The organism is Mesorhizobium sp. YL-MeA3-2017 (assembly GCF_030814575.1).
GTDB lineage: Bacteria > Pseudomonadota > Alphaproteobacteria > Rhizobiales > Rhizobiaceae > Mesorhizobium > Mesorhizobium terrae.
In genome coordinates, this window is record NZ_JAUSVH010000001.1 from 1476371 (window position 1) to 1491885 (window position 15515).

16 protein-coding genes are annotated in these 15515 nt (G+C 64.2%); 3 read left to right on the plus strand and 13 right to left on the minus strand.

Annotated features, from left to right (window positions below):
- Positions 1 to 36: 36 nt before the first annotated feature.
- The 9 genes from QFZ88_RS06980 to QFZ88_RS07020 all read right to left on the minus strand — a co-directional run bounded on the left by QFZ88_RS06980 (position 37) and on the right by QFZ88_RS07020 (position 10395).
- Positions 37 to 909, minus strand: coding sequence for a cytochrome c1 (locus tag QFZ88_RS06980; protein WP_024925520.1), 873 nt, complete (start codon positions 907 to 909; stop codon positions 37 to 39).
- A gap of 28 nt (positions 910 to 937) precedes the next feature.
- On the minus strand, positions 938 to 2239 hold the full coding sequence (locus QFZ88_RS06985) for a cytochrome b (RefSeq protein WP_024925521.1): 1302 nt from the start codon (positions 2237 to 2239) through the stop codon (positions 938 to 940).
- Positions 2240 to 2256: 17 nt separating this feature from the next.
- On the minus strand, positions 2257 to 2823 hold the full coding sequence (gene petA, locus QFZ88_RS06990; protein ID WP_024925522.1) for a ubiquinol-cytochrome c reductase iron-sulfur subunit: 567 nt from the start codon (positions 2821 to 2823) through the stop codon (positions 2257 to 2259).
- A 222-nt stretch (positions 2824 to 3045) separates the two neighbouring features.
- On the minus strand, positions 3046 to 3360 hold the full coding sequence (locus tag QFZ88_RS06995) for a DUF6665 family protein (RefSeq protein WP_024925523.1): 315 nt from the start codon (positions 3358 to 3360) through the stop codon (positions 3046 to 3048).
- The gene (locus QFZ88_RS07000; protein WP_024925524.1) at positions 3361 to 3846 is read right to left on the minus strand and encodes a GNAT family N-acetyltransferase; all 486 of its coding nucleotides are present in this window, start codon (positions 3844 to 3846) and stop codon (positions 3361 to 3363) included. It abuts the gene before it with no gap.
- A 4-nt stretch (positions 3847 to 3850) separates the two neighbouring features.
- A complete protein-coding gene (locus tag QFZ88_RS07005) occupies positions 3851 to 5740 on the minus strand; it encodes an ABC transporter ATP-binding protein (RefSeq protein WP_024925525.1) in 1890 nt (629 codons plus the stop codon).
- A gap of 144 nt (positions 5741 to 5884) precedes the next feature.
- A complete protein-coding gene (locus QFZ88_RS07010) occupies positions 5885 to 7795 on the minus strand; it encodes an ABC transporter ATP-binding protein (RefSeq protein WP_024925526.1) in 1911 nt (636 codons plus the stop codon).
- Positions 7796 to 7938: 143 nt separating this feature from the next.
- Entirely contained in the window at positions 7939 to 9828 is a 1890-nt protein-coding gene (locus QFZ88_RS07015) for an ABC transporter ATP-binding protein (RefSeq protein ID WP_024925527.1), read from the minus strand.
- 42 nt (positions 9829 to 9870) lie between these two features.
- Positions 9871 to 10395 (minus strand): hypothetical protein, encoded by a 525-nt coding sequence (locus tag QFZ88_RS07020; protein WP_024925528.1) that lies wholly within the window; start codon positions 10393 to 10395, stop codon positions 9871 to 9873.
- Between the two features lie 289 nt (positions 10396 to 10684).
- Between QFZ88_RS07020 and QFZ88_RS07025 the strand changes: the two genes are divergently transcribed.
- Positions 10685 to 11143 carry a tRNA (cytidine(34)-2'-O)-methyltransferase gene (locus QFZ88_RS07025; protein ID WP_024925529.1) on the plus strand — a complete coding sequence of 153 codons (459 nt, stop codon included), beginning with the start codon at positions 10685 to 10687 and terminating at the stop codon, positions 11141 to 11143.
- Between the two features lie 212 nt (positions 11144 to 11355).
- Here QFZ88_RS07025 and QFZ88_RS07030 read toward each other — a convergent pair whose 3' ends face one another.
- Complete coding sequence (locus QFZ88_RS07030; RefSeq protein ID WP_024925530.1) at positions 11356 to 11607, minus strand: hypothetical protein; 252 nt, start codon at positions 11605 to 11607, stop codon at positions 11356 to 11358.
- Between the two features lie 100 nt (positions 11608 to 11707).
- Here QFZ88_RS07030 and hemF point away from each other — a divergent pair, with 100 nt between their 5' ends.
- Together hemF and QFZ88_RS07040 are read left to right on the plus strand one after the other, a co-directional pair.
- On the plus strand, positions 11708 to 12622 hold the full coding sequence (gene hemF, locus QFZ88_RS07035) for an oxygen-dependent coproporphyrinogen oxidase (RefSeq protein WP_024925531.1): 915 nt from the start codon (positions 11708 to 11710) through the stop codon (positions 12620 to 12622).
- Between the two features lie 145 nt (positions 12623 to 12767).
- Entirely contained in the window at positions 12768 to 12953 is a 186-nt protein-coding gene (locus tag QFZ88_RS07040; RefSeq protein ID WP_024925532.1) for a DUF1059 domain-containing protein, read from the plus strand.
- Here QFZ88_RS07040 and QFZ88_RS07045 read toward each other — a convergent pair whose 3' ends face one another.
- The 3 genes from QFZ88_RS07045 to QFZ88_RS07055 are packed head-to-tail and all read right to left on the minus strand — an operon-like array spanning position 12954 to position 15486.
- The gene (locus QFZ88_RS07045; RefSeq protein ID WP_024925533.1) at positions 12954 to 14225 is read right to left on the minus strand and encodes a CCA tRNA nucleotidyltransferase; all 1272 of its coding nucleotides are present in this window, start codon (positions 14223 to 14225) and stop codon (positions 12954 to 12956) included. It lies immediately after the preceding gene.
- A complete protein-coding gene (locus QFZ88_RS07050) occupies positions 14222 to 14857 on the minus strand; it encodes a CoA pyrophosphatase (protein WP_024925534.1) in 636 nt (211 codons plus the stop codon). Before QFZ88_RS07050 ends, QFZ88_RS07045 begins: the two co-directional genes overlap by 4 nt.
- Entirely contained in the window at positions 14857 to 15486 is a 630-nt protein-coding gene (locus QFZ88_RS07055; RefSeq protein ID WP_024925535.1) for a DUF1285 domain-containing protein, read from the minus strand. The genes QFZ88_RS07050 and QFZ88_RS07055 overlap by 1 nt, the downstream gene beginning before the upstream one ends.
- Positions 15487 to 15515: the final 29 nt, after the last annotated feature.

A 15515-nucleotide genomic window follows, 5' to 3' on the forward strand; every position in this document is an offset into this window, starting at 1 on the left:
AGGCCGGCCCTTGCGGAAAACAGGATGTCCCAGGCGTCAGTGAGCGACGTTCGACCACACCTTGCGCTTGGTCAGATACATCAGCACCGCGAACAGCAAGAGGAAGATCATGACGCGGAAGCCGGTCTTCTTGCGGTCTTCCAGATGCGGCTCGGCGGCCCACATCAGGAAGGCGGAAACGTCTTCCGAATATTGCTCGACCGTCTGCGGCGCGCCGTCGTCATAGGTGACCTGGCCGTCGGAGATCGGCTTCGGCATCTTCAGCGACACACCCGCGTTGAAATACGGGTTGTAGTGCGTGCCTTCGGGAACGGTCATGCCGGCCGGCGGCTGCTGGTCGTAGCCGGTGATCAGGCCGTGGATATAGTCCGGACCGCCGGTGGCGTACTGCGTGAAGATGTCGATGACGAACTGCGGGAAGCCGCGCTCGATGCCGCGCGCCTTGGCAAGCAGCGACATATCAGGCGGAACCGCGCCGCCGTTCGACGCGGCAGCGGCCTTGTCGTTCGGATAGGGCGACGGGAAATAGTCGGAAGGAATGCCGGGGCGCTCGAACATCTCGCCGGCGTCGTTCGGGCCATCCGGAACGGTGTAGCCGGCGGCGAAGGCCTTGACCTGCGCTTCCGAGTAACCGAGGTCGGAGAGCGTGCGGAAAGCCACCAGCTTCATCGAGTGGCAGGCCGAGCACACTTCCTTGTACACTTTCAGGCCGCGCTGCAGCTGTGCCTTGTCGTAGGTGCCGAACGGCCCCGCGAAGGTCCAGTTCATCTCCTTCGGCTTGTGGATCGGGAAATGCGTCGGGTTGGCCTCATGCGAAGCCTCCCCTGCCTTGCCCGCTTCCTCGGCATAGGCGGCCGCGCCGACGAAGAGCGCGGAGACCGCCGCGAGCGAAATGAGAATCTTCTTCATACCAATATCCCCTGGATTCTCTTGACGCTCAGCCCTTGGTTTCCGGAGCGGCGGTGGCGCCCGACGGATGCCCGGAGCCGGACTTGTTCTTTTCCAGAACCGCCTCGGTGATCGAGTTGGGCAGACGCCGCGGCGTCTCGATCAGCCCGAGCACCGGCATGATAATCAGGAAGAAGGCGAAGTAGAACAGCGTCGCCAGCTGCGCCATCAGCACATAGGAGCCTTCCGCCGGACGCGAGCCCAGCCAGCCGAGCAGGATGGCGTCGATCGCGAACAGCCAGAAGAACAGCTTGTACCAGGGCCGGTAGACAGCCGAACGGACCTTCGAGGTGTCGAGCCACGGCACTAGGAACAGCATGGCGATGGCGCCGAACATGGCGAGCACGCCGCCGAGCTTGGAATCGATCGGCCCGATGTTGAAGGTGATGGCGCGCAGGATCGCGTAGAACGGCAGGAAGTACCATTCCGGAACGATGTGGGCCGGCGTCTTCAGCGGATCGGCAACGATGTAGTTGTCGGGATGGCCGAGATAGTTCGGGATGTAGAAGATGAAGTAGGCGAACAGCGCCAGGAACACGATCATCGCGAACGCATCCTTGATGGTCGCGTAGGGCGTGAAGGCGACGGTGTCGGTCTTCGACTTCACCTCGATGCCGGTCGGGTTCGACTGGCCCACCACGTGCAGCGCCCAGACGTGCAGAATAACGACGCCGGCGATCATGAACGGCAGCAGGTAGTGCAGCGCGAAGAAGCGGTTCAGCGTCGGATTGTCGACCGCGAAGCCACCGAGCAGCAGCTCCTGGATCCAGGTGCCGACCAACGGAATGGCGGTGAAGAAGCCGGTGATGACGGTGGCGCCCCAGAAGCTCATCTGGCCCCACGGCAGCACGTAGCCCATGAAGCCGGTCGCCATCATCAGGAGGTAGATGATGCAGCCCAGGATCCACAGCAGCTCGCGCGGCGCCTTGTAGGAGCCGTAATAGAGACCGCGGAAGATGTGCATGTAGACGGCGATGAAGAAGAACGACGCGCCGTTGGAGTGCATGTAGCGCAGCAGCCAGCCATTGTTGACGTCGCGCATGATCTTCTCGACCGAACCGAAGGCGAGGTTCGTGTCGGAGGTGTAGTGCATGGCCAGCACGATGCCGGTGAGGATCTGCGCCACCAGCATGATCGACAGGATGCCGCCGAACGTCCACATGTAGTTCAGGTTGCGCGGCACCGGATAGGCGACGAAGCTGTCATAGACGAGCCTCGGCAGCGGCATGCGCGCGTCGAACCAGCGTCCGATGCCGGTCTTGGGCGTATAGGTCGAGTGTCCCTCGCTCATGGATATGTCCCCCTGCCTCAGCCGACGCGGATCTTGGTATCGGAGATGAATGAAAAGACCGGCACGGCCATGTTTTCCGGCGCCGGGCCCCGGCGGATACGGCCGGACGTGTCGTATTGCGAACCATGGCACGGGCAGAACCAGCCGCCGAAATCGCCCTGCTGGCCGAGCGGGATGCAGCCGAGATGGGTGCACACGCCGATCATCACCAGCCAGTTCTCCTTGCCCTTGCCGGCGGAGCGGTCAACGTCGTTCGCCGGGGCATCCGAGGCGAGGTTGGCGTTGCGGGCGAGCGGGTCCTTCAGCTCGTCCAGCTTGACTTCCTGCGCGGCCTTCACCTCTTCCGGGGTACGGTTGCGGATGAAGACCGGCTTGCCACGCCACTTGACGGTCAGCGACATGCCGGGGGTCAGCGAGGACACGTCCACCTCGACCGAGGCCAGCGCGCGCGTCGAGGCGTCGGGCCGCATCTGGTCGATGAACGGCCAGGCGACCGAAGCCGCGCCGACAACGCCGGCCATGCCGGTGGCGATATAAAGAAAATCACGGCGATTGGGGTCGTGGGTATCGTCGGTTGCGCTCACGGGTGCCTGGTCCTTTCGCCTCTTCCGTGCCGAAGGGCGAGCCCCCTGTCCCGCTTGAGCATCCCCGCTCAATTCGCACCGGCCCGACAGCGCATGGCAACAGGCTAGCGAATTCCTCCGGCATTTGGATTTCGGTTTATGCGTGCGGCCCGTTTTTGTCCAGTCGGGTGAGCACGACAGGGCAGATTGTCGCGGGGACAAATGCCGCGCCGGGAAACGATCCTAGCCCGCACCCAGCCTGACAAGCACTTCGCGCGGGATTTCAAGGTCGCGGATCACCGCATCGTGACGACGGAAGCCGCACAATTCGCGCTGGATGAACCAGGCATAGACCGCGTCCGCCGCCTCCTTGAGCAGTTTGACCCGGCCGGGCTCATCGCCGGCATGGGCGCGCAGGCGAGCGATGGCTTTTTCTGCCCGTTCGCCAGCCCTGCCGAGCGCCGCCGCCTTCTCGGCCAGGATTTCGTGGCCGAGCGCATCGAACAGCATTTCGGAGGCGGAATTGCCGGAGAAACGGGAGGGAGGGCGCAACGACATTCAGTGCCTTTCCTCGAGAGCAGGCTGATGCAAACGCCCGTCCAACATCAGGCGATGCGTGACGAAGTCCTGCTGGACGCGTTGGAAACCCAGCGATTCGTAGAAACGATGCGCCTCGACCGGTGCACGGGTGTTCAGCACGGAAAAGTGCCGGCCGGCGGCGTCGATCACCGCGCCGACCAGCATGGCGCCCACGCCGCGCCGGCGATGGGCTTCGCCAACATAGAGGTGCCGCACCCTGCCCTGTCGGCGCCCGGCGACATAAGGATCGATGTTGAGGCCGCACACGCCTGCCAGCTCGCCGTCGCGCCATGCGCCCAAAAGCATCTCGCCCATCGCGTCAAAACGATTGCCGCCTTCGGTCCAATTGCTCCCGAGCCGCGCCAGCATATCAAAACCGTTCCGCCGGCTTTCCTCCAGCAATGGCTGGAACGGCGGCGCCGTCGGCTGGAGAGGCTGCAACAGATAGGCGAACGAGACGGCCATCGCCTCACTCCGCCGCCCTGGTCTCGTCCAGCGGGTCTTGCTCGTTGAAGAGGAAGCCGCCGGACTGGCGTTTCCACAGCCGGGCATAAAGACCGTCGAGCGCCACCAACTCGTCATGGGTGCCTTCCTCGACGATTCGGCCCTTGTCCATCACCACCAGCCGGTCGAGTGCCGCGATGGTGGAGAGCCGATGCGCGATGGCGAGGACGGTCTTGCCCTCCATCAGTTGATAGAGATTGTCCTGGATCGCCGCCTCGACCTCCGAATCGAGCGCCGAGGTCGCCTCGTCGAGAATGAGGATCGGCGCGTCCTTCAGCATCATGCGGGCAATCGCCACCCGCTGCCGCTGGCCGCCGGACAATTTGACGCCGCGCTCGCCGACCTGCGCCTCATAACCCTTGCGACCGCGTGGATCCTCGACGTCGACGATGAAGTCGTGCGCGGCGGCCCGCCTGGCCGCCTCGACGATCTCGGCGTCGGAGGCGCCTTCGCGGCCATAGCCGATATTGTCGCGGATCGAGCGGTGCATCAGCATCGCTTCCTGGCTGACCACGCCGAACTGGGCGCGCAGCGACGCCTGCGTCAGGTCGCGGATGTCGCGGCCATCGATGAGGATGCGGCCCTTTTCGACATCGAACAGCCTGAGCATCAGGTTTACGACAGTCGTCTTGCCGGCGCCCGACGGCCCGACCAGCGCGACGCGCTCGCCCGGGCGGATGTGGAGGTTCAGATTGTCGATGACGCCGCCTTCCTTGCCATAGTGGAAGGAGACGTTCTCGAAGCGGATGTCGCCGCTGGAGCGCGGCATGGCGACGGCATTTTCCGAATCGCGGATGGCCGGCGTCACCGAGATGGTTCGCGTGGCGTCCTGGATGGTGGCGTAGTTGCGCACCAGCCCGTTGATGTTGAACATCATCCAGCCCGACATCTGGTTAAGCCGGAAGACGAGGCCGAGCGCGGCCGCTATCGCGCCCGTCGAGATATGGCCGGTCGTCCAGTTCAACACCGCGATGACGGCGATCAGGCTCATCATGATGCCGTTGAGGATGGCGACCGAGGAGCGGACGGTGGTGATGGCACGGGTCAACCGCACCACCGCCGTCAGGAACCCCTCCAGCCCGTCGCGGATATAGGCATGCTCGCGCTTGCCGCTGTCGAACAGCTTCACCGCGACGATGTTGGTGAAGGCGTCGACCAGCCGGCCGTTGAAGACCGAGCGCTGGTCGGCGGTCTCGCGCCCGGCGCGCCGCATTTCAGGCAGGAGGAACCAGACGATGCCGGCGTAACCGGCGAACCACAAAGCCACGACAACGCCCATCAGCGGATCGAGCGAGACCAGGATGGTGATCGCCAGGATCAGGAAGGTCAGGAACGACCACATGGTCTGCAGGACGTTGATGATGAAATCGCCGACGGCCTCGCCGCCCTGCATGATCTTGGTGGCGATGCGGCCGGCAAAGTCGTTCTGGTAGAAGCCGTAGGGCTGCTGGATCACTCGGCGGAACGCCTGCCAGCGCACCATGGAATAGAAACCCGGCACCACCACCTGCTGCTCGACGATCGCCGAGGCGATCATGATGACGGCGCGCACCACAAGGATGAGGAACAAGAGCCCGACCAGCGCCAGCCAATGATCGCGTAGCAATGCGGCCGGCGACGATTTATCGAGCAGGTCGATCAGCCAGCCGACCGACCAGTACATGGCCGCATCGACGGCGCCCGCGAGGCCGCCGGTGACCAGAAGCAAAAGGAACGCGCCCTTGGCCTGGTTGGCGAAATAAAGAATGAACCGCCAGGCATCCGCCGGCAGCACTTCCCGATCCGTGTCGCTGAACGGGTCGATGGTGCCCTCGACGGTACGCCAGATGCGGTCTCGGAATCCTCCGGTGCTCACCAGCCAGTGTCCTCACTCATGGCTTGAACGAACTGATTCAAGGCATCAAATGCCACGCTCATCCTTTTGTTCCGATTCACGTCTTCGCGATAGTAACCGGACCGGCCGCAAACACCGCCGAAGATCGGTATGGGCCGCCCCATGTCATCGCTCCACCGCCTCTTCGGTCAGCTCCGCCTTCGCGCTGACGACAGGTTCCTGCGCGGGACCGTCGTTCGGCAGGAAGCCGCCCGACTGGCGTTGCCAGAGCTGGGCATAGAGCCCGCCCCTGCCCACCAGCTCGTCGTGCGAACCTTCCTCGATGATGCGGCCCTGATCCATCACCACCAACCGGTCCATCGCCGCGATGGTCGAGAGCCGGTGGGCGATGGCGATCACGGTCTTGCCTTCCATCAAGCGATTGAGGTTCTCCTGGATCGCCGCTTCGACTTCCGAATCCAGCGCCGAGGTTGCCTCGTCGAGGATCAGGATCGGCGCGTCCTTCAGCATGACACGAGCGATGGCGATGCGCTGGCGCTGTCCGCCCGACAGCTTGACGCCGCGTTCGCCGACATGGGCATCGAAGCCGGTCCGCTCTTCGCGGTCCACCAGACCGGCGACGACATCGGCGACATGGGCCGCATCCACAACGCGTGACATGTCGGCATCGGTGGCGTCCTGGCGCCCGTATTTCAGATTCTCGCGCACCGAGCGATGCAGCAGCGACGTGTCCTGGCTGACGAAGCCGATCGCGGCGCGCACGCTCTCCTGCGTCACGTCGCGCACATCCTGCCCGTCGATCAGGACGCGGCCGTCCTGGACGTCGTAGAGGCGCAGCAACAGGTTCACCAGCGTCGATTTGCCGGCGCCCGAACGGCCGACGACACCCACCCTCTCACCCGGCGCGATTTTCAGCGACAGGTTCTCGATGAGGCCGCCTTTTCCGTCCTTGCGCCCGTAGTTGAAATTGACCCGGTCGAGTTCAATCGCGCCCTTGGTCACCCGCAGCGCCCTGGCGTCGGGCCTGTCGAGCATCCTGATCGGCTTGGCGATGGTGGTCATCGAGTTGCCGGCCGTGCCGATCTGCCGGAAGATGTTCCCGCCGGCATCCAGGATCCGGTAGGAGATGCCCGCGATCTGCAGTGCAAAGGGGATGGCCGTGGCCACCGCCGCGGCACTCATTCCGCCCGTGCTCCAGCGCGCCAGCGCCAGCCAGCTGATGGCAACCAGCAGGCTGGCGTTCATGACGAACAATGCCGACCACATGCCGGTGAACACGCGCATCAGCCGGTAAAAAGTCTTGGCGTGTTCGACCACCGCCTGCGACACATACCTGTCCTCATGCTCTCCGGTCGAAAACGTCTTCAGCGTCAGGATGTTGGTGTAGCTGTCGACGATGCGGCCACTCATCACCGACCATTGTTCCGAAAGGTCCGTCGAACGCTGCGCGATCAGCGGCATGCAGTATCTGAGCAGCAGACCGTAGAACACCAGCCAGACGACGATCGCCGCGACCAGCGTGAGGTCGAACTGCGCCAGCACGGTGACGGCCACCGCGACGAACACCACCGCATACCAGACAGTATCGATGGTCAGGTTGACGGCGATCTCGATGGAATCGCCGCTCTGCATGACCTTGGTGCCGATGCGGCCGGCGAAATCGTTCTGGAAGAACGTCCAGTCCTGCCGCGTGACGTGCCAATGGCTCTGCCAGCGGATGAGATCGATGAAGTTCGGCGCGATCGCGTGGTTGCGGACAAGCGCGTCGAGGACGATGGTGAACGGCCGCAGGAAGACGACGCAGGCCATGAAGACCAGCATCGTTCCATGCTCTGTGAAGAAGCTGTGCGGATCGGAGCTCGCCAGCATGCCGACGATGATGCCGACGAAGATCGGCAACATCGCGTCCACGACAGCGCCCGCCGCAACGAACAGCATGCGCATCGCGAAACCCGCGCGGAACTGCATGATGAAATAACGGAAAAAATTCCAAAGCCCCATTGGCGGCTGGCGGTCTTTTGCCAGCGCAACGGGGGAATAGCGGGTCTCAAACCAGTCGAAGACTTTGGCGAACATCTTCTTCACTCACGCGGATGCGGGTCCCTGAGGACTGAGGTCCGGCGCCCGGATTCTATCGACGCCGGACGCCGTGGATTCGTTTTCGACAGTCCAAAGGGCACCATCCGCGCCGACCGGCGCGGATGGTGCAGGGCAAAAACCTATTCTGCTGCTTCCTCGGTCACGTCGACGCCCATCCTGGCCGCCGGTTCGTGTCCGGGATCGTCATGCAGCAGGAAGCCGCCCGACTGGCGCTGCCAGAGCTGGGCATAGAGCCCACCCTTGGCGACCAGCTCGTCATGCGTGCCCTCTTCGATGACGCGGCCCTGATCCATCACCACCAGCCGGTCCATCGCCGCGATGGTCGACAGGCGATGCGCGATGGCGATGACGGTCTTGCCCTGCATCAGCTTGTAGAGGTTCTCCTGGATCGCAGCCTCCACTTCCGAATCGAGCGCCGACGTTGCCTCGTCGAGGATGAGGATCGGCGCGTCCTTCAGCATGACGCGGGCGATGGCGATACGCTGGCGCTGACCGCCGGACAGCTTGACGCCGCGCTCGCCGACATGGGCATCGAAGCCCTTGCGACCCTTGGCGTCGGCCAGAGCTCCGACAAAGCCGAGCGCCTCGGCGCGGCGCGCGGCCTCGACCATCGCTTCCTCGCCGGCATCGGGGCGGCCATAGAGGATGTTGTCGCTGACCGAACGATGCAGCAGCGAGGTATCCTGCGTGACCATGCCGATATGGGCGCGCAGCGAATCCTGCGTGACCTCGGCGATGTTGTCGCCGTCGATCAGGATGCGCCCGCCTTCCAGGTCGTAGAAGCGCAGCAACAGGTTGACCAGCGTCGACTTGCCGGCGCCCGAGCGGCCGACGATGCCGACCTTCTCGCCGGGCTTCACCGTCAGCGACAGGCCTTCGATGACACCCTTCTGCTTGCCATAGTGGAAGCGGATGTCGTCGAAGCGGATCTCGCCCTTGTGGACTTCGAGCTCCTTCGCGTTCGGCTTGTCCTCGACCAGACGCGGCAGCGAGATCGAGCCGATGCCGTCATGCACCGTGCCGATATTCTCGAACAGCGCCGACATCTCCCACATGATCCACTGCGACATGCCCCAGAGCCTCAGCACCAGACCGATGACCACGGCGACCGCGCCGATCGTCACCATTTCGCCGAGCCACAGCCAGATCGAAAGCGCCGCGACCGAGAACAGGAGCAGCGAGTTCAAAACGTAGAGCACGCCATAGAGCTTGGTGACCAGCCGCATCGACCGGTAGACCGTGTCGAGGAAGCTCGCCATGCCTTCCTTGGCGAAGGAGGCCTCGCGCTTGGCATGCGAGAACAGCTTGACCGTCTGGATGTTGGTGTAGCTGTCGACGACGCGTCCGGTCATCGTCGAGCGGGCGTCGGCCTGTTCCTCGCCGACCTTGCCGAGGCGCGGGATGAAGTATTTCAGCAGCACCAGATAGCCGATCAGCCAGACGGCGAGCGGCACCGCCAGGCGCCAGTCGGCGGAGCCGACGATCACCAGCATGCCCAGGAAGTAGACGATGACGTAGTTGAGCACGTCGATGAGCTTGATGACGCATTCGCGCACGGCAAGCGCGGTCTGCATCAGCTTGGTGGCGATGCGGCCGGCGAACTCGTCCTGGTAGAAGGTCATCGACTGCTTGAGCAGATAGCGATGCACCTGCCAGCGAATGCGCATGGGATAGTTGCCCATCACCGTCTGCTGGTTGAGCAGCGAATGGAACCACACGGTCCCGGGCAGCACGAAAAGCACGACGAAGGCCATGCCCGCCAGCTTCCACTTCTCGGTCTGCAGGAAGGTCTCGCGGTTCTGCGCCGACAGCCAGTCGACGATATGGCCGAGGAAGCCGAACATCCACACTTCGGCAACAGCGATCGCCGCGATCAGAACGGCATCGATAGCGATGTAGGGCCATACGCCGCGCGTATAATGGATGCAGAAGGCCAGCAGCGTCTTCGGCGGCTCGACCGGCTCCTCGGCCGGAAACGGATTCAATCTATTCTCAAACCAGCGGAACATCGTTTCGTACTCTAAATGAAAAATTGGGAGGCGCGCGCAGCTTTAAGCCGCGCGCGCCCATGCGGTTGCATCACTCTTCTCTTCGGCCTGCCGGGCAGCCGGCTGGCTCGCATGCTTGCTGCCTGGACGGGAAGCGGCAAGGCCCTCGCCTACAGGCCCGCGCTCTCCCTCCTGAGAGGCCGAGGCCGGAACATCCGTCTTCACCAAGCGCGGCTTGAACAGGCCGATGAAGCGGCGCACCAGCGACGGTCGGCGGGGAGCCGGAACGGCCATGGAGAAGTCGACATCCGGCAGCATGCCGCGATGCGGCCGACGCCGCATCTCGGCATGCGACGCCGACGAGTGGGTTTCGCCGACCAGCAGCGCCCAGCTTGCCAGTTTGCGTTCGTGCAGGCTGCGTGAGCCCGGTGTCTTACAGGGATCGAACATCGGTCCGTCCTCCAGTGAAAAGAACAGGTTGAAAGATGGATTGGACCCATCGGCAAAAGGCATGCCGGTGGTGAAAAACGGTTGGAACTGAACGCGGTCAGACGGGGCGTACAGCCCCCGGGTCTTGGGTAAAAACATCGCAGGATTCCCTTGATGGCCGGAAGAGAGGTCCGGCTGGGATCGGTGCGATGGAGCCTAGAGTGCTAGGAGAAACGTCGAACCGAGCCAGCCGTCGGGCATACGCCCCACGCCAGAAGGCGTGTGATACACATGGTCAGGATGGTTTCCATGAACGCCTCCGTCGGTTCGAGTTGACAATGCCGGCCTGATACACGCATTCGCAAAAAATGACCAGATGCCAGTCGAGCAATCGCCGAAACCAGGAACCATCTGTGGCCGATCTGCCACGCATCCAGAAGACGCCGAAATGAAGCACGGTCTGCGCATCGCCCTCTACCAGCCGGATATTGCCGGCAATACCGGGACAATTCTGCGCTTCGCCGCCTGCACGGGTCTTGCCGTCGACGTCATCGAGCCGGCCGGCTTCGACCTCTCCGACCGCAACCTCAGGCGCGCCGGCATGGATTATCTCGAAATGGCGGTGCTCACCCGCCATGTCGATTGGCCTCGCTTCGAGGAGTGGCGTCGCAGCGAGGGCCGCCGGCTGCTGCTTTTGTCGACCAAAGCGGCTGTGCCCTATACGGATTTCGCCTTCGCCGAGGGCGACGTCATCCTGTTCGGGCGCGAATCCGCCGGCGTGCCGGACACTGTCCACGATGCCGCCGACGCGCGTCTGCTCATCCCCATGCAGGCCGGCGCCCGCAGCCTCAACGTGGCGCTTTCGGTGGCCATGGTGGCTGGCGAGGCCTTGCGGCAGCTGGCTTAGCGCCTCTATTCCGACGCCCTCCGTCTCCGTCGGAGCACTGAAGACAGCACGCCGTCCGTCTTTTCCAAGATGGCTCGCCGAAACCGCCAAGCCTGATACGCACATCGTTTTTCGCCTTCGCTCATCCGTCGAAGACAATCTCTCTACAAGTTCAAGCTAACTTGAAGTCAAGGGGTGCGAGGGACGGAGGCGCTTTGGGCCGCCGCGCCGGGTCAATCGGCGACCGGCAGCCTGCGAATGGTGAATTCGATGACGTCGCCCGGCCGTTCGAACCAGCTTTCGATGGTCGTCCAATAGGCCTGTTTGGGCCACCGCTCGAACCACTCCTTTGCCTTCAATCGGGCGTCGGAACGCGGCAACACAAAGGTTTCGCGCAGGAAGCCGTCACGTGGCGTGGCCTCGGCGCGGGCACGGTCCAGCCTCTTCTTGAGGCCATCCAGCGGTGGTCTTGCGGGAGTACGCACAAAAAGAACTCCTTGACCCAACTTCTGAGAAGATTAGGGATCGCGCCCGAAAAAGACGAGTCATTTGTCGGGCAAAGATGCCCGCGCCCGGAGACGGCACTTGGAACGACCCGAAATACCGGCTGGTCTGCCCGCCGACATCGAAGACAAGAAGCAGCGCGCCCGCGCCTGGTTCGAGGAACTGCGCGACCGCATCTGCACCGCCTTCGAGGCGATCGAGGACGAATTGACCGGCCCGCAGGCTTCCTGGGCGCCCGGCCGCTTCGAGCGGACGCCGTGGCTGCGCGAGGACGGCAAGGGCGGCGGCGGCACCATGTCGATGATGCATGGCCGCGTCTTCGAGAAGGTGGGTGTGCACACATCCACCGTCCATGGCGAGTTCTCGCCCGAGTTCCGCAAGCAGATACCCGGAGCCGAGGAAGACCCGAGTTTCTGGGCAAGCGGCATCTCGCTGATCGCCCACCCCTGGAACCCGAACGTGCCGGCCGTGCATATGAACACGCGCATGGTGGTCACCTCCAGGCACTGGTTCGGCGGCGGCGCCGACCTGACACCCGTGCTCGACCGCCGCCGCACCCAGGACGATCCCGACACGGCCTGCTTCCACCGCGCCATGCAGTTCGCCTGCGAGAAGAACGCGGCGGTGGCCGATTACCCCCGCTTCAAGACCTGGTGCGACGACTATTTCTTCCTGCCGCACCGCAACGAGGCGCGCGGCATCGGCGGCATCTTCTTCGACTGGCAGCAGTCGCCGCAGGAGAAAGGCGGCTGGGAGGCGGACTTCAATTTCGCGCAGGACGTCGGCCGGGCCTTCCTGGTCGTTTATCAGCATCTGTTGCGCGGCAACTTCAACGACAACTGGACCGACGGCGACCGCGAGGAGCAGTTGATCCGGCGCGGACGCTATGCCGAGTTCAACCTGCTCTACGATCGCGGCACGCTGTTCGGCCTGAAGACCGGCGGCAACGTCAATTCGATCCTGTCCAGCCTGCCGCCGCAGGCGAAATGGCCCTGATTTGACAGGAACTTGCCGCCGCTCCGGCTAATTCGCCCAGGCTTCGCGGGGGCAAGTGACGGCCGCGACGGCCATTTTCGAGGCAACCAAAGCGGCGGCGGCGTGTTATGCTAACCGTTCCGACGACGAGGAAAGGAGGACTCCGATGAAGGAATTTCACTGCGGCTCGCTCGTCCCCGGCTGCGACTGGCACACCCGCGCCGAGGAGGAAGCGGAAGTCATGCGCCGCGCGGTCGAGCATATGCGCGAAACCCATGGCGAGACGATCATCCGCGAGACCATGGTCGAGGCCATCCGCTCGCGCATCGAAAAGGTCCGCGACGCGGCTTGATCAGGACTTGTTGAGTATTTCGGCGGCGCGTTCGAGCAGCGCGCCGCGGTCTGGCTGGAAGCCCTTCTCCACCCATTCCGTCTCCAGCGTTTTCAGCAACGCTCCGAATTTCGGGCCCGGCGACAGGCCAAGCGCCGACATATCGGCGCTCTTGACCGGAAAAGCCGGCTTTTCCCATTTCTCCGCGAAGGCAAGCAGACGCGCATAGCCGCCGGCCTCGGTCAGTGCCGCATCGTCGGTGGCGACACGGGCACGCGCCGCCGACAGCGACAATTTCAGCCGGTCGACGACCGCCTGGCGGTCACCGAGATAAAGGGTCTTGGCGAGCATGCCTTCGGTCGTCTTCGCCTCGATGGCCGGCGTCAGCGCCCAGCGCTGCAGGCGGTTCGCCTCGTCGGACGAAAACCGCAGCCGTTCCGCCATCGCCTTCATCCTGGCCGCGTCCGGCGGCACCATGGCCGCCAACCGCAAGAGCGGCTGCGCCGGCCAGCCGAGATCGCGTTCCGCCGCGATCAGCCCATGGACGGCGTCGATGCCCCATTTCTCGCTTTCCGGCAGCACGCGCGACAACACGCCGGCCTGTCGCATCCACAGCAAGGCCCGTGACGGGTCGGGCGCCGACAGCAGCTTCTTCAGTTCCGCCCAGACACGCTCCGCCGAGAGCCGGTCGAGGCCCTCTTTCAGCCGCGCGCAGGCTTTCAGGCCGTCCGCGTCGGGACGCCCTGCCCCATACCAGGCGAAAAACCGGAAAAAGCGCAGGATGCGCAGATAGTCCTCGCGGATACGCTTTTCGGCATCGCCGATGAAGCGCAGGCGTCTTGCGGCGATGTCGGCGATGCCGCCGACCAGATCGACCACGGTGCCGTCTGCCTTCGCGTAAAGCGCGTTGATGGAGAAGTCGCGTCGCTCCGCATCCGCCTTCCAGTCGCGGCCGAACGACACTTTCGCATGGCGGCCGTCGGTCTCGACATCGGCCCTCAGCGTCGTCACCTCGTAACCCTTGCCGGCAATCACCACGGTGATGGTGCCGTGTTCGATGCCGGTCGGCACCGCCTTGAACCCGGCGGCCCGCGCACGCCGCATCGTCTCCTCGGGGCGATTTGTGGTGGCGATGTCGATATCGGCCACCGGTTCGCCGATCAGCGCGTTGCGCACCGCGCCGCCGGCGATGCGCGCCTCTTCGCCCGCTTCCGACAGAGCGGCCAAAAGGCGCTTGAGGTTCTTGTCGGCGAGCCAGTCGGCCTTGTCGGCGATGGAGACGCTATCCGTCACGCGTAGAGCCTTTCATAGAGCGTGCGGATAATGCCGGCCGTCACGCCCCAGATGCGTTGGCCGTCATACGGCATCTCGTAGAAGAACCATTCGAGGTCGTTCCAGAAGCGGCTGTCGCGGCGGTGGTTGGTCGGGTCCATCAGAAAGCTGAGCGGCACCTCGAAGGCGGCGTCGACCTCGTCATGGTTCAAGGTCAGCGAAAAACCCGGCCGCACCACAGAAAGCACCGGCGCGATGCGGTAGCCGCTGCCGGAGACATAGTCCGGCATGCGTCCGACAATGTCGATGAAGCGGCGGTCGAGCCCGATCTCCTCGTGGGTTTCGCGCAAGGCGGCGAATTCAGGGGAATGGTCGTCGTCGTCGATCCGCCCGCCCGGAAAGGCGACCTGGCCGGTGTGGCTGCGTAGCGTTTCAGCGCGCTTGGTCAACAGAACGGTGGCTTCAGTGCCCCGGTCGATGACCGGGATCAGCACGGCGGCGTCGCGCAGCGGCTCGCTGCGTTTCAGGCGCGGATGGCCGGGGTTGAAACGATGGTCGCCATCCTCGTCGGGATGCACCAGGAAATTCTCTTCCCGCGCAGCGCGCATGCGGAAATCGGCAGCCGAGAACAAAGGAGGCAACGATTGGTCCATCAGGCGCTCAGTTCCGCAAGCCGGATCGCCGGCATGACCGGGTAGACCTCGCCATTCGACCGCAAGGCGAACATCGCCACGCCGCCGACGTCGATCTCCTCGCCATGGCCGACCAGTTCGTACATCACCGGCCGCGCCACCAGCGCCTCGAGCCGGCCGCGCACCAGCACATAGGGTTTCAACCCGCCGGTCTCGGCCTCGTCGACGAAGCGCAGCGGGTTGGCCGGCCCGACCTCGACCACGTCGCCGACATTGGTGCGGAAAGTGATGACCTGCTCCCCGTCCCCGGCCGAGACATCCACCTCGACGGCGACGAAGGGCGCGTCGACCACACGGATGCCGACCCGCTCCACCGGCGTGACCAGATAGGTCCTGCCGTCTTCGTCCTGCCGCAGCACGGTCGAAAAAAGTTGCACCAGCGGCATGCGGCCGATGGGCGTGCCGAGATAGAACCAGGTGCCGTCCTGGCGGATTTCCATGTCGATGTCGCCGCAGAAGGGCGGGTTCCAGCGTTCGACCGGCGGCAGGCCCTTGCCGGCACGGGCGGCACGCGCCACCAGCGCCTCCAGCCCGCGCGCGTCGGCGGCGGCGGTCATGCTGTCGGGTGCTTGTCCGGAGGTTGCGGTCATCGTCACGAAATAGTCACTGTTGTTGCGCT

What these genes read in the sequence shown, in the direction of transcription:
- QFZ88_RS07010 (WP_024925526.1), bottom strand. Translation starts at nt 7,795, where the DNA reads ATGTTCGCCAAAGTCTTCGACTGGTTTGAGACCCGCTATTCCCCCGTT.
- QFZ88_RS06980 (WP_024925520.1), bottom strand. Translation starts at nt 909, where the DNA reads ATGAAGAAGATTCTCATTTCGCTCGCGGCGGTCTCCGCGCTCTTCGTC.
- QFZ88_RS07000 (WP_024925524.1), bottom strand. Translation starts at nt 3,846, where the DNA reads ATGGCCGTCTCGTTCGCCTATCTGTTGCAGCCTCTCCAGCCGACGGCG.
- QFZ88_RS06995 (WP_024925523.1), bottom strand. Translation starts at nt 3,360, where the DNA reads ATGTCGTTGCGCCCTCCCTCCCGTTTCTCCGGCAATTCCGCCTCCGAA.
- QFZ88_RS06985 (WP_024925521.1), bottom strand. Translation starts at nt 2,239, where the DNA reads ATGAGCGAGGGACACTCGACCTATACGCCCAAGACCGGCATCGGACGC.
- QFZ88_RS07040 (WP_024925532.1), top strand. Translation starts at nt 12,768, where the DNA reads ATGAAGGAATTTCACTGCGGCTCGCTCGTCCCCGGCTGCGACTGGCAC.
- QFZ88_RS07020 (WP_024925528.1), bottom strand. Translation starts at nt 10,395, where the DNA reads ATGTTTTTACCCAAGACCCGGGGGCTGTACGCCCCGTCTGACCGCGTT.
- QFZ88_RS07025 (WP_024925529.1), top strand. Translation starts at nt 10,685, where the DNA reads ATGAAGCACGGTCTGCGCATCGCCCTCTACCAGCCGGATATTGCCGGC.
- QFZ88_RS07015 (WP_024925527.1), bottom strand. Translation starts at nt 9,828, where the DNA reads ATGTTCCGCTGGTTTGAGAATAGATTGAATCCGTTTCCGGCCGAGGAG.
- QFZ88_RS07055 (WP_024925535.1), bottom strand. Translation starts at nt 15,486, where the DNA reads ATGACCGCAACCTCCGGACAAGCACCCGACAGCATGACCGCCGCCGCC.
- QFZ88_RS07050 (WP_024925534.1), bottom strand. Translation starts at nt 14,857, where the DNA reads ATGGACCAATCGTTGCCTCCTTTGTTCTCGGCTGCCGATTTCCGCATG.